This is a genomic window from Pontibacillus yanchengensis (assembly GCF_009856295.1).
GTDB classification, from domain to species: domain Bacteria; phylum Bacillota; class Bacilli; order Bacillales; family BH030062; genus Pontibacillus; species Pontibacillus yanchengensis_A.
The window spans coordinates 905,765-919,965 of the sequence record NZ_WMEU01000001.1 but is presented as its reverse complement, the minus strand read 5'-3'; the positions used below and the strand labels follow the sequence as shown (position 1 = coordinate 919,965).

The window sequence follows — 14,201 nt, the reverse complement described above, 5'->3', positions numbered from 1 at the left end:
CAAAGGAGGTCGAAAAATGAAAGATATCATAACAATAGGAGACGCGATGATTACTTTAGACCCATCTCACAAGGGGCCCATGAGGTATTCTTCATCATTTGAGCGTAAAGCAGGAGGAGCGGAATTTAATTTTGCAATTGGTTGTTCTAGATTAGGTTTACGTACAGGATGGATTAGTCGTCTTGGAAATGATGAGTTTGGTCGATATATATTTAACTTTGCTCGGGGCGAAGGAATTGACATGAGTGCAGTCCAATTAATGGATGGCTATCCAACCTCATTGAATTTTAAAGAAGTTATGGAAGATGGTACCGGGAGAACGTTTTATTATCGTGAGAACTCCCCAGTCAGTACATTAACAGAGAAGGATCTTGATGAAGCGTATATAAAAGATGCAAAGGTTCTTCACATTACCGGGGTTTTTACAGCTATTGATTGCGAAAAAAATAAAAGGCTCATTAAAAGGGCGATTGAAATAGCAAAAAATAACGGGGTGATCGTTTCCTTAGATCCAAATATCCGTCTCAAGCTCTGGAGTAAGGAACAAGCTAAAGAAACATTAATAGAGTTTTTACCTTATGTAGATATTTTACTTACAGGTGAAGATGAAGCTGAGGTGCTATTTGACACATCAGAACCTACCCAGATTGTAGAACAAAGCAATATACGTGGGATTGAAACTGTAGCCATTAAACGGGGGGAGAAAGGAGCCATTAGTTATCACCAAGGCGAATGGTGTACAGCAAAGCCTGTTCCACCCAAGAAAGTGGTTGACACAGTAGGTGCAGGAGATGGATTCGATGCAGGTTTTATTTATGGATTTTTGGAAGGGTTTCCATTAGACAAGACACTCCGCTTTGCTAATACTATAGGTTCTATGGTTGTCAGTGTTTATGGAGACAATGAAGGTCTACCGTATCTTGATGAAGTGTTAACACAATTGGGAGAAAAAGAATTAATCGAGCGATAAAAGAGGTGTCTTGAGATGAATATTCAACTAGCGCTTGATCGATTAACGAAAGAAGAATGTATAGATGTTGTAAATGAAACAAGGGAGCAAATCGACTGGGTTGAAATTGGAACTGGGGTCATTAAGGAATATGGAATGGACTTTGTAAGAGATATGAAAGCACGCTTTCCTGAAAAAACGCTTGTAGCGGATATGAAAACTTGCGATGCCGGTAACCACGAAGCAAAACAAGTATTTGAAGCAGGAGCTGACGTAACGACTGTTATGGCTTTTGCAGCTGATCAAACTATTATAGATATGCTTAAGGTTGCAAAAAAATATGAATCTCGCGTAATGGTTGATTTGCTTGGTGTTTCAGATACCAAACGAATAACGGAAATACAATCAATAGGAGTAGATTTAGTAAGTCTTCATTTCGGAAAAGACATGCAGAAATCAGGAGAATTAGAGGATGAGTATTTCTCCATTTTAAAGGGTCAAGAAGACCTAGAGATAGCTGTAGCAGGTGGGATTACAGTGGACTCCTTGCCTAGAGTAATGAAGCATAATCCTGATACCGTCATTGTCGGAAGTGCTATAACCAAGCAAGAACATAAAGGGAAAGTTGCCGAACAAATGAAGGAGATGATTCGGAATTATGAAAGATACTATTCAAACAGTAGCGAATGAAGTATCTGGTGTTTTACAAAATGTCGATGAAAAACAAGCAATGGATTTATCGCATGCAATTGGTGAAAGTAAACGTATTTTTATTTCAGGTGAAGGAAGATCTGGGTTTATGGGCAAAGCAATTGCTATGCGACTCATGCACGGTGGTTTTGACGTTTATGTAACAGGTGAGACCATCACACCCAGCATCTCTGAAAATGATTTATTGATAGCGATCTCTGGATCAGGATCTACTTCATCTATTGATCAATATGCTAATAAGGCTCAAGAAACAGGAGCAAAGGTGTTTTTGGTGACAACCAATCCTGATTCAAAAATTGGTAAAAAAGCAGATGGTGTTTTAGTTGTACCTGCTGCTACGAAAAAGCGTTTGCCTGAAGAACCCGAAACGGTTCAACCGCTTGGGAATCAATTTGATCAATCTGTGCATTTGCTATTAGACGCAGTTATTATTTCTACTATTAATGAAAAAGGCGAAACCGATTATGATCAAATGACGAAACGACATGCGAATTTGGAATAAGGGGGAATTCAATGAAGATTGTAGAACGATTACAGCATGAAAAAATCGTTGCTGTACTCCGAAACACAAATGTGGAAAATATTGTACCGATTGTTCATTCATTGCGGGAAGGTGGAGTGAAAGTTGTAGAGATTACTGCTGAAACACCGCATGCTTCTTCTGTTATACAAAAGCTAGTTGAACATGCGTCTGATGACATTCTAGTAGGGGCGGGAACTGTACTAGATTCAGAAACTGCTAGATTGATGATAATGGCAGGGGCGCAATTTATCGTTTCCCCAACTGTCAATGAAGAGACGATTCGGATGACAAAGAGGTATGGTATTCCAAGTATACCAGGTGCCTTAACACCAACAGAGATAATAACTGCATATGAAAATGGAGCAGATGTAGTCAAGGTGTTTCCAGCTAATGTTTCTGGGCCAGAGTATATTAAAGCTCTGAAAGGTCCATTACCACATATCCCATTAATGGTTACAGGGGGGATTCATGAGGAGAATATAAACCAGTATCTTTCAGCAGGAGCGGAAATGGTAGGTGTAGGTGGTCAATTAGTTAAACCGGATAAACTTAACACGGATGAGGATTTTTATCGTGTCACTGAAGTAGCTAAGCGCTTCGTAAGCGAATACACATTATAACTAATTTGAGGGGGACATGTAGTCATGAAAAAATATCTATCGTTACTTATTTTGATTGTAGTTTTTGCTTTAGCAGGTTGCAGTGGTGGAGGAAGCTCTGCTAACAGTGAAGGGGGTAGTTCAGATAACGGAGATGGAAGCGATAGTAGTGATAGTCTTAAAATCGTAGCTGCTCATAACCAAACGTCTCCAGAAAACCCTTATCAAATCGGGATGAAGGAATTCAAGAAGGTTGCTGAAGAAGAGTCAAATGGAAAAGTGAATGTTGAAGTCCATGCGGGTACACTTGGGACAAGCGAGTCTGAATTAGTAGAAAAACTAAAGCTTGGAGCTGCGGATGTTGTATTAGTATCCCCAGGGTTTATGTCTAAGACTGGTATCGATGAAATTGATTTATTTGCTCTACCATATATGTTCGATAGCTATGATCATTGGGAGAAAGTAGTAGATGGTGAGATTGGAGATAAGATGGCAGACATCATCAAAGAAAAATCAAACAATGATTTTAAATTGCTAGGTTATTGGACAGCTGGAGTACGCCACTATTATGGTAAAAAACCTCTACAATCTGTAAGCGATTTAGAAGGTATGAAATTAAGAACACAAACGTCAGGTGCGGTTGCGGAGTACTGGAAAAAGACAGGAGCGGTTCCAACATCCGTTGCATGGGGTGAATTATACCAGGCCCTACAACAGGGAGTTGTAGACGGAGCAGAAAATGCGTATCCATACTTCGTACAACAAAACCACCACAAAACAAAGAATGGTAAATATATTACTGAAACAGGTCATGACTATACGACTCGTTTCCTATTAATCAATGGTAAGAAATTTGAAAACTTCTCTAAGGAACAAAAAGATACCATCATGAAAGCAGCAGAAGCGGCTGTAAAAAAAGAACGTGAAGCTCTTTATTCTCAAGAAGAAGAGTACAAGAAGAAAGCCAAGGAAGATGGAGCTGAAATCAATGAGATTGATCGTCAGCCATTTATTGAACTAGCTAAGCCCCTTCAGGACAAAGTAGCTGAAGAGGTTGGGCTAGAGGATATGCTGAAGAAGATTCGTGATATGAAATAAAATTGCTTAACTGAGAGATGAAGGATCGGGCACAGCTTGTGCCCTTCCCTTTTATCTTCTTTAAGGAGGGTAAGTGAGAGCATGTTTATTAAACTATTAGAAAGAATACAACTGACCATTGGCGCCATTTTCCTGTCTATCTTTTTTATCACCATTGTTATACAGGTTACAACAAGGATGATTAGTATTTCAGCCATATGGACAGAAGAAGTAGCGAATTATTCATTCATTTGGGCTGTTTTCATGGGAGCGGCCGTCATGCTCAATCGTCGAGAGCATTTTAAATTTGACTTACTATTGAAGAAGCTAAAAGGGAAGGCCAAAAGTACATTGGTACTCATTAATGATTTGATTTTGTTAGCCTTTAGCTTTGCTATTTTCTATTATGGAATTATTGCTGTACAAAATTTCTGGAATTATAACTGGGTATCTCTTTCTGAAATGAAGATGGGCTATGTATGGATTTCTGTTCCTATTATGGGAGGAACCATGGTCATTTATATGATTGGTCATTTAATCAATACGATTAAACAGTTTAATAGAGAGGAGGCTGCTTCATCATGATTGGTCCAATTTTAGTTGGGTTATTTATCTTGTTAATGGTTATTGGCATTCCGATAGCATTTGTCATTGGAATAGTAGCTTTATTGGGGATAATGAATGTGGAGTATATACCGAATGTCACTGTTCCAGTAAAAATGTTTAATGGACTAGATTCTTTCGTGTTACTCGCAGTACCTTTGTTCATTTTAGCAGCCAATCTTATGAATAGTGGAAAAATATCTCAAAAACTAATTGATTTTTCTTTATCAATCGTGGGGCATATTCGAGGAGGTCTTGCTCACGCTAATATACTTGTTTCCATGATTTTTGCGGGGGTTTCCGGCGCTTCCCAGGCAGATACAGCAGGTGTTGGAAAGATCCTAATACCAAACATGAAGAATCAAGGTTACGATAAAGAAAATGCAGTCGGAATAACGGCAGCTTCCTCTACAATTGGTGTAATTATCCCACCAAGCATTCCTATGATTATTTATGCCGGTCTTACCAATGTATCGGTTGGAGCGCTGTTCTTAGTTGGGATTATACCTGGTATTTTAGTAGGATTGGGTATGATGATCATCGTGTATATTTTAGCAATGAAAAGAGGGTACCCTACTTATCAAAAAGCTTCATGGAGTAATTTTATGAAGCAGTTTTTAGAAACCATCCCAGCCTTATTCACCCCTGTTATTTTAATAGGTGGTATCATTACCGGTATATTTACAGCCACGGAAGCGGCAGCCTTTGCTTCCTTGTACACAGTTGCTGTAGCAATGTTCTATTATAAGACATTAAAATTAAAAGATATTCCGCAAATCTTAATTGATACATTACTATTAAGTTCGCTATCATTGTTTGCGCTAGCAGCCGCTAATGCTTTAGGTGAGCTAATGAGTTATTACAAACTAGCAAGTTGGGCTCAAGAATTCTTTACAAGTAATGTTGATAACAAATGGATTTTTATGCTTATTGTTATTGGCTTTTTCTTATTTGTAGGTACATTTATGGATGCCATCCCAGCAATGATTTTATTTATCCCAGTTATCCTACCGATAGCCATGTCATTCGACATAAGTCCTGTTCTTTTAGGTATTGTTACCATAATGACTCTAGCAGTAGGGTTGGTGACACCACCATACGGACTTTGCTTACTATTGGCAGCGAAAATTGGAGATTTATCGGTTGAACGATCATTTGGAGCAGTTATGCCATATATTGCAGTCATTGTTGTGGTGTTATTGTTAGTAGCCTTTTTCCCAGACTTAGCGGTCTACTTACCGAAACAACTCAACCCAAATATGTTTTAACAAACCATTGTAAGCTAGCTTCTGTCAGTAAGACAGGGGTTAGCTTTTTTCGTATAAATAGAATCATTCAATATCCTTAATATACTGAAAGTTAGTGAATAACTGCAATATTAATCCTTATTTTATAGAAAGAAAAGAACAATGACAGTTTACTATAACAAAGCGTTAAAGTGCTGGTGAGACAGGCTTTTTAGAATTTCTGGGAATAGTTTACTGCCCAAATTCAGGGATGAGATAGTGGAATAGGGGATGAGGATGGCTGTGTAGTATATATCTTTCAATGTAACCGCTTTCCCTAACTATTTGGACTTATTCCGCATGACTTATGGAAATGCTGTTGAATATTTTTGGTGGTTTGTTACGATTAATAACATTGAAATAAACACATTTTAAAATTTGGAAATCAACAGGAGAGTGAGCACGCTTTGAATCAAACCATTGCCTTTTTAGGTGCCGGATCGATGGCTGAGGCCATGATTGCAGGAATTGTGCAATCTGGTACGCTATCTCCGAAACAAATCATTGTAAGTAATCGCAGCAATCATAATCGTCTACAGGAACTAAAAGTGAAATACGGTATTAAACCAGTAAACCGAGACGACTTACAGCATGAAGACGTAGATGTCTTTATCCTTGCTATGAAACCAAAGGATATCGAATCTGTGTTAACGGATTTGCAACCGAAAATACGTAGTGACCAAGTGCTTGTTTCGGTATTAGCTGGTATCTCCACTTCTTATATGGAAGAACAACTTCAACAGCCACAACAGGTTATACGTGTTATGCCTAATACATCAAGCACGTTAAGAGAATCTGCAACCGCTATATCTCCTGGAAATTACACTCCTTTTCAACAAGTAAAGCTTGTACGATCCCTTATGGAAAGCATTGGTGAAACCTACATTATCGATGAAGAACAAATGGATGTCTTCACGGGAATCGCAGGTAGCGGACCAGCTTATTTTTATAACTTAATGGAGCACATAGAACAAGTTGGCCATGAACAGGGCCTCAGCAAAGAAATGGCACGAAACATTGGTGCACAAACGATTCTAGGTGCAGCCAAAATGATGCTAGAACAAGAGGATACACCTACAGAATTACGTGAAAAAGTAACGTCTCCAAATGGTACGACAGCTGCCGGTCTTGATGCTTTAAATGCTCATGGTGGGGGAGAAGCAATTAGTGCTGCCGTTATAGGTGCAGCGAGACGTTCAAAACAACTTAGCGAACAACTACAACAACAAACCATCGTCCATTCATAGGTAGCTCATTACACAATTCAATAATACTAGGAACAAAAAAATCATTGGTAAAGGTAAAGAACGATAAGGAGTGAATGGGTCATGTCAGATATGAAAAAGAAACGCATAGTCATTAAAATTGGTAGTAGTTCATTAACGAGTTTACACGGAGAAATTAGTCGTAGAAAGCTAGAGAAATTAGTAGATGAGGTCGTTCAGTTAAAAGATGAAGGCCATGAAGTACTGCTTGTATCATCAGGAGCCGTTGCGGCAGGCTATCGTAAACTAGGTTGCTTATCTCGTCCAACAAAACTTCCTGAAAAACAAGCTGCAGCGTCCATAGGTCAAGGATTGCTTATTGAATCCTACTCTGATTTATTTATTTCTCACGGTTATATCGCGTCGCAAATTTTGATTACGCGTAGTGATTTTTCTGATGAGAGTCGATATAACAATGCAAGAAACACAATAAATGTTTTATTAGAAAGAGGTATTATCCCAATTGTTAACGAAAATGATACGATAACTATGGATTTTCTTAAGTTTGGTGATAATGATACACTATCTGCAAAGGTTGCTGGATTAGTAGATGCAGACCAGCTTGTTATCCTTTCAGACATTGAAGGATTGTATGATGATAATCCAAACACTAACCCTGATGCGAGCCTGATTGAACGAGTTCATCAAATAACACCAGAAATTGAAGCAGTCGCCGGAGATGCTGGTAGTTCAGTGGGGACAGGAGGAATGAGATCAAAAATAGATGCCTTTAAAATTGCAATGGCGTCGGGTATTACATCTTTTATAGGAAAAGCAAGTGTCCCAAATATCGTCTATGATGCTGTTTACCAGAAAGCAAATGGCACGTATTTTGAACCAAAAGCAGAAACAAATAACCTTGATCAGAAGCAGCAATGGATTGCCTTCAACTCAGGTCCAGAAGGTGAACTGATTATTGAAGAGAGCACTGTTGAAATGATTGTAGATGGGAAGGAAAGTCTTTCTCCAGCAAGTGTTCACAGTGTTAAAGGTGATTTTGACAAAGGATCCGTAGTTCGAATTATTGACGTGGGTGGTAACGAAGTAGGACTCGGTGTTGTTAATTATTCTTCGGAAACATTTAGAAAGTATCAAGAAGTCGATACTCAATTTGAAGCTGGTCAAGAAGCAGCAGTCGAGAGTGAGCATCTGGTATGTCATCTCGAAATATCAGTACCTGCTAGCGTTTAAATCATAAAGGAGGATGTCATGACTACTACTAAACAATCGTTAACTGTCAAAGAACAAGCCATGAAAGCACAGAAAGCTTCAAAACTATTAGCCATTCTTTCAACAGAAGAGAAAAACGAAGCATTACGCAAAGTTGCAGCTCGTCTGGAAACAGAATATGAACTAATTCTAAAGGCAAATGAAGTTGATTTAGAAGAAGGGCGTAAAAAGAACTTTGATGATGCTTTTATGGATCGCCTAGCCTTATCCAAAGACCGTGTATTGGAATTTGCGCAAGGACTACGTGATGTAGCTGAGCTTGAAGATCCAAATGGAATCGTAAAATCCCAATGGACTTTAGACAACGGACTTGATGTCCAACAAGTTACCGTACCACTTGGTGTAATCGGTATGATTTATGAGGCTCGTCCAAACGTAACAGTTGATGCGACAGGACTCGCATTGAAATCAGGTAATGCCATTGTGCTAAAAGGTGGCTCTTCAGCAATTGCTTCCAACAAAGCTATTGTAGAAGTAATGCGCTCTGCTTTAGCTGAAACACGAATTTCAGAAGATGCGATTCAATTCATCGATAGCACTGATCGGGAAGCAACACAGCAACTCTTTACGATGAAAGAGCATATTGATGTGTTAATCCCTCGTGGAGGTGAGTCTTTAATTAATGCCGTAGTAGATAATGCAACTGTTCCAGTACTAGAAACAGGAGTAGGGAATTGCCATATCTACATCGATAAGGAAGCTGATGTGGAGAAAGCACTAAGTATTCTCGTTAATGCGAAAACCGATCGACCAGCGGTTTGTAATGCAGCTGAAACAGTTATTGTACATCAGGACTGGTTACAAGAGCATCAAGAAGCGTTCAAAAACGCACTAGCAGAACATGGCATTCATGCCCATGCTGATGAGTACGCTCAAGCTCTTATCCCAGGATCTGATGCAGCAACGGAAGAAGATTGGGCGAATGAATATTTAAGCAGAGATATTGCCGTGAAGACTGTATCAGATGTGCTAGAGGCAATTGAGCATATCGAAATCTATGGTACGAAACACTCTGAAGCGATTGTTACGGAAAACCAAAAGAATGCTGACACGTTCATGAAACTAGTCGATGCAGCGGCTCTTTACCATAATGCTTCCACTCGCTTTACTGATGGTGGGGCGCTAGGATTTGGAGCAGAAATTGGTATCTCTACACAAAAGCTTCATGCACGTGGCCCCATGGGACTGCCAGCTCTTACAACGATTAAATATATGATGACTGGAACAGGTCAAATTAGATAAAATGAATATTGGTGCCTCTCCTTGTTAGGGAGAGGCACTTTTTTTGAAGTAAAGAAAGTATAAGATTTGGCACTTACATGTCTAGGTTCAGCTCCTATTCCTTGCGGTCTTAAGCAAATCCTTACTGTGGTAAATATCGCCACAACGAGACTTTGTTTAAGCCTGTCGGGGATGAACAAGGCTCTTGCGCTTTTCTTTGGGTTGCAGTGTGTAGTGCGAAAGAATTCGAGAATAAAATTTTTTGGGCATTTATTTAGCTTCTGCTCACTGCAGTCCCTAAAAACTTGCATAAATATAGTCATTTCTGCTGGTTTCGCTCATATTAATACATTATTATGCGGGAATCACTCGATTTTTTTATAGAGAAAATTACGCAAACCCCTTGCTAAATATGTTTTGTTTGATATGATAAAAGATATTTAATTCTTCGAAATATTCAAAAGCAGGAATATTCATTCATAAGAAGCGTACATATTCTTATCATGAAAATATGTAATGTACATGCCATAGAAAAGGAGTGAGTGGATGATACACGGCACAGAAAATAAGCGGATTGTCGTAAAAATCGGCAGCAGTTCGTTAACTAGTTCTCAAGGAGAATTAAGCCGACGAAAGCTAGAGAAGTTAATTAACGAAGTAGTGTTGTTGAAAGATGAAGGATACGAAGTGTTACTCGTATCATCCGGAGCGGTTGCTGCGGGCTATCGGAAGTTAGGATGTTTAACAAGACCTGACACTTTGCCCGAACGCCAAGCTGCAGCATCTATTGGCCAAGGCTTGCTAATGGAGACTTACTCTGAACTATTTGTATCTCATGGATATATTGCATCACAAATTTTATTAACACGTAGCGACCTTGCGAACGAAGAGCGATACAATAATGCTCAAAATACGATAAATGTGTTATTAGAACGCGGTGTTATCCCTATTGTGAATGAGAACGACTCCGTCACCACAGATGAACTGAAATTTGGCGACAATGATACGTTATCTGCAAAAGTGGCTGCATTAGTAGATGCAAATCAGTTAATTGTTCTCTCTGATGTAGATGGTCTTTATGATGGAGATCCAAAATCTAGCGACTCGAAGCTTATTGAACATGTTTATGATATTACCGAGGAAATAGAAAGCGTAGCTGGAGGTTCAGGTAGTAGTGTTGGAACTGGTGGAATGAGGTCGAAAATCGATGCTTTCAAAATTGCGATGGCTTCTGGTATATCAGCATTTTTAGGCAGAGCCACCGTATCCAATATAATCTATGATGCAGCTCACTTGCATGCAAGAGGAACTTACTTTGATCCCAACCCTGATTCGCTTAATCTTGATAAGAAACAACAATGGATAGCATTTAATTCTGGTCCAGAAGGCGAATTGGTATTGAAAAACAGTCGTGTTGGAGAAATTATCGAGGAAGAAGTCGATATACATCCTAAAGATGTCGACACAGTTCGAGGCAGTTTTGAGAAAGGGGCGGTTGTACGTATTTTGGATGAAGCGAATGTTGAAGTAGGCCTTGGCGTGGTGAATTTCTCTTCTACTATGATGAAGCAGTGGCACGATGTTGATCCTAACTTAAAAACCGGAAACGAAATCGCAATTGATAAAGAACAATTTGTGTGTCATCTTACCACAAAGGTATCGATGAAGTTGTAAAAATCAAGCTTCTCCTGCTAAGGGGGAGCTTGATTTTTTTCGTAAGAAAAGAGGGAGAAAATTTAGGTGCCATATCTAGCTCCAGTACCCAATGTCCATCAAACTTCTTGCACCTCCTTACGATAAGTCAACATCGAATCGTTACCGCTCTTCGTGTTTCCTTTATCTCATACGGAGCCGTACAGTTTGTACGTCGCAAAACAGGCGCTAACGCTTTTCTTCGCAATAAATTCACAAAATGAAAATATAGTCAAATTTTTTGAAAATTTTTCTTGTAATCTATGAAGTTTGAAACTATAATAAATTTAACGAAAGCGCTTTCGAAATGATGAGGTGGTTGCAATGGTTACCATTTATGATATAGCAAAAAAGACAGGTTATTCTGTTACAACAGTATCCAAAGTCATTAATAATTATCAAGATGTTAGTGAAAAAACCAAGAAAGCTATTCAATTAGCTATGGAAGAAACAGGATATTTGCCTAACTCTCATGCCAGATCCTTAACGACTAAAAAATCCTGGACAATTGGTGTAGTATTTATTGAGTCATTAGGTATCGGGATGAAGCATCCTTTCTTCAATGCTGTCATTGAAAGCTTTCGAAAGCAAGTTGAACTCTTAGGGTATGATCTACTCTTTGCATCTAGAAGCATTAGTAATCAAAAGAAAAGTTATTTGGATCACTTTCGTTATAGAGGAGTAGATGGTGTGGTTATTGTCTGTTCAACCTACGATGACGAACAAGTTCAAGAATTAATAGAAAATTCAATTCCTAGTGTTGTTATTGATCTTAATAGTAAAGAATCAAGCGCAGTCTATTCAGATAATTTAGATGGTAGTAGACAAGCAGTAGAGTACTTATACGGACTTGGTCATCGTGCAATCGCACACATTAGGGGACACCAATCCACTCATGCTGGAGAACAAAGAATGCTGGGGTATAAACATACTTTAACAAACTTAGGGATACCCGTTCGAGAAGAGTACATTGAGAATGGAAGGTATTTTTCAAGAGATGGTGGGTATGAAGCGATGGAGAAATTACTCGCTTTAATGAATCGTCCAACTGCTGTGTATGCAGCTGGAGATAGTATGGCGATAGGTGCCATAGAAGCCATTCGCAACCATGGTTTACACGTACCAGAAGATATATCAGTTATAGGATACGATGATATTGAATTATCTCAATACGTTCATCCACCATTAACTACGATTAGACAAAAGACAGATTTGATAGGTATTGAATCTGCAAAACTACTAGTTAAACAAATTAATGAAAAAGAAAAATGTATAGAACATCATATAATACCTGTAGAATTAGTGGAAAGACATTCTTGTAGTAGCATATAATTTTTTTCAATGATTTCGAAACCGATTTCGAATACATTACATGCATAAAGCTCTTTTTTTAAAATTATACGAAACCGGTTTCAATTAGGTTGATTAGTCTAAGGCTTGATTGCCTTTCTAATACATTAAAAAAATACTAGGAGGTTTTCCTTGTGAAAAAAAGGTTTGGTTTGTATTTAATGTTAGTACTTACGTTACTTGTTTCTGCTGCTTGTTCATCTGACACAAATGCTAATTCTGGTTCAGATTCTGATTCAAAGGATGATGTTCTTAAGGTTTGGTCGTTTACCGATGAATTAAAAGAGCCAATCAAAACATTTGAAGAAAGAAATGGCGTTAAGGTTGAGTTAACCATTGTCCCTATTGCTGATTATCCTACTAAGTTGAAGCCAGTCTTAGAAAGTGGAGTAGGTGCACCTGATGTTTTTACTGGTGAAATTGCTTTCTTAAAGCAATGGACAGATCGAAATTATTGGGAAAACTTGTCTGAAGAACCTTATAATGCTGACCAATTATCAGATGATTATGTTGATTATGTATTTGATTTAGGTAAAGATTCAGAAGGTAACGTCAAAGCGCTTTCATGGCAAACTACACCTGGTGGTATTTTCTATCGTAGAAGTATCGCAACTGAAGTGCTAGGAACGGATGATCCTAATGAAGTGGGCGAAATGATGTCTTCTTGGGATGGTGTATTTGAAGTAGGCGAGAAAATGAAAGAAAAAGGATATAGCTTGTTCCCAGATGAAGGAGCTATTCGTTGGTTCTCAAAAGGTGAAGAACCACAACCATGGGTAAATGAAAATAATGAACTAATCATGACAGATGCGAAGTTGAATTACTTTGATCATGCTAAAAAATTACGTGATAAAGAATACACAGCTTTTGCACCAGAATGGTCTCCTACATGGATTGAATCTATGAATGGTCCAATTGGTATAGATAAAGATGGAGAAGAGGGGGAGCAAGAAGCAACTGGTCAAACAGAAGTATTTTCTTACGCTCTTCCAACTTGGGGATTACACAGTGTTCTAAAAATAAACGCTGAAGATACTTCTGGTGATTGGGCAGTTACGAATGGACCTTCTCCTTATTTCTGGGGTGGTACTTGGTTAGGGATTTATAGCGGTTCTAAAAATAAAGAGCTTGCATGGGATTTCGTGAAGATGATGACACATGAAGAAGAATTCTTAACAGACTGGGCTAAAGAAACAGGAGACGTGCTTTCCTATCTTCCTGTAACAGAGAAAATTAAAGATGATTTCAGTGAGCCTTTCTTGGATGGTCAAAATAACTATACTTTCTTTCTTGACCAGGCAGAAAAAATTGAGGCTGGTATTGTAACGAAATATGACCAGCAAATTGATACGTTGCTAGGTGGTCAAGTTCTAGAGTATGTTGACGGGAAGAAAACCAAAGAAGAAGCTGTTAATGAGTTTTACAAGCAAGTTAAAAACGCATATCCAGAATTAAAATTGCCTCAATAAGTGCACTATGATACAGACACAAATTGGGATATAAGCAATTGCTTTTATCCCAATTTCTCTTTAAACGTATTAAAAGTTTAACTTTGGCTTATAAATGTCTATCTCTAACGCCTATCCTCTATTGGGTTTATAGGTAAGTCATCTCTGTGGAAAATTTGCAACGTCTAGACTTTTTAAGTCTTTCCGAGGGATGCAAAGTGCTTGTGCATTTCTTTAGCCTAAGAGA

The 14,201-nt window shown here is 38.5% G+C and carries 13 protein-coding genes; all 13 read left to right on the top strand.

The features are described 5' to 3' along the window. Positions 1 to 16: 16 nt before the first annotated feature. The 13 genes from GLW08_RS04480 (at position 17) to GLW08_RS04420 (ending at position 13,975) form a co-directional block, all read left to right on the top strand. Positions 17 to 970, top strand: a complete 954-nt coding sequence (locus GLW08_RS04480) for a sugar kinase (protein WP_160847347.1) — start codon at positions 17 to 19, stop codon at positions 968 to 970. A gap of 15 nt (positions 971 to 985) precedes the next feature. Next, on the top strand, positions 986 to 1,639 hold the full coding sequence (hxlA, locus tag GLW08_RS04475) for a 3-hexulose-6-phosphate synthase (RefSeq protein ID WP_160847346.1): 654 nt from the start codon (positions 986 to 988) through the stop codon (positions 1,637 to 1,639). Then, the gene (gene hxlB, locus GLW08_RS04470; protein WP_160847345.1) at positions 1,608 to 2,162 is read left to right on the top strand and encodes a 6-phospho-3-hexuloisomerase; all 555 of its coding nucleotides are present in this window, start codon (positions 1,608 to 1,610) and stop codon (positions 2,160 to 2,162) included. The genes hxlA and hxlB overlap by 32 nt, the downstream gene beginning before the upstream one ends. Before the next feature lie 11 nt (positions 2,163 to 2,173). Then, entirely contained in the window at positions 2,174 to 2,803 is a 630-nt protein-coding gene (locus GLW08_RS04465; RefSeq protein ID WP_160847344.1) for a bifunctional 4-hydroxy-2-oxoglutarate aldolase/2-dehydro-3-deoxy-phosphogluconate aldolase, read from the top strand. Between the two features lie 24 nt (positions 2,804 to 2,827). Then, complete coding sequence (gene dctP / locus GLW08_RS04460; RefSeq protein WP_160847343.1) at positions 2,828 to 3,880, top strand: TRAP transporter substrate-binding protein; 1,053 nt, start codon at positions 2,828 to 2,830, stop codon at positions 3,878 to 3,880. An 81-nt stretch (positions 3,881 to 3,961) separates the two neighbouring features. Beyond that, a complete protein-coding gene (locus tag GLW08_RS04455; protein ID WP_160847342.1) occupies positions 3,962 to 4,444 on the top strand; it encodes a TRAP transporter small permease in 483 nt (160 codons plus the stop codon). Continuing rightward, positions 4,441 to 5,730, top strand: coding sequence for a TRAP transporter large permease (locus tag GLW08_RS04450; RefSeq protein ID WP_202406182.1), 1,290 nt, complete (start codon positions 4,441 to 4,443; stop codon positions 5,728 to 5,730). Before GLW08_RS04455 ends, GLW08_RS04450 begins: the two co-directional genes overlap by 4 nt. Before the next feature lie 461 nt (positions 5,731 to 6,191). Further along, on the top strand, positions 6,192 to 6,995 hold the full coding sequence (gene proC, locus GLW08_RS04445) for a pyrroline-5-carboxylate reductase (protein WP_160847897.1): 804 nt from the start codon (positions 6,192 to 6,194) through the stop codon (positions 6,993 to 6,995). 81 nt (positions 6,996 to 7,076) lie between these two features. Then, the gene (proB, locus tag GLW08_RS04440) at positions 7,077 to 8,204 is read left to right on the top strand and encodes a glutamate 5-kinase (protein ID WP_160847341.1); all 1,128 of its coding nucleotides are present in this window, start codon (positions 7,077 to 7,079) and stop codon (positions 8,202 to 8,204) included. An 18-nt stretch (positions 8,205 to 8,222) separates the two neighbouring features. Beyond that, positions 8,223 to 9,485 carry a glutamate-5-semialdehyde dehydrogenase gene (locus GLW08_RS04435; protein ID WP_160847340.1) on the top strand — a complete coding sequence of 421 codons (1,263 nt, stop codon included), beginning with the start codon at positions 8,223 to 8,225 and terminating at the stop codon, positions 9,483 to 9,485. Positions 9,486 to 10,010: 525 nt separating this feature from the next. Continuing rightward, complete coding sequence (gene proB / locus GLW08_RS04430) at positions 10,011 to 11,138, top strand: glutamate 5-kinase (protein ID WP_160847339.1); 1,128 nt, start codon at positions 10,011 to 10,013, stop codon at positions 11,136 to 11,138. A gap of 342 nt (positions 11,139 to 11,480) precedes the next feature. Further along, positions 11,481 to 12,488, top strand: a complete 1,008-nt coding sequence (locus tag GLW08_RS04425) for a LacI family DNA-binding transcriptional regulator (RefSeq protein ID WP_160847338.1) — start codon at positions 11,481 to 11,483, stop codon at positions 12,486 to 12,488. A gap of 152 nt (positions 12,489 to 12,640) precedes the next feature. Further along, positions 12,641 to 13,975, top strand: coding sequence for an extracellular solute-binding protein (locus GLW08_RS04420; protein WP_337193894.1), 1,335 nt, complete (start codon positions 12,641 to 12,643; stop codon positions 13,973 to 13,975). The last annotated feature ends 226 nt before the right edge of the window (positions 13,976 to 14,201 follow it).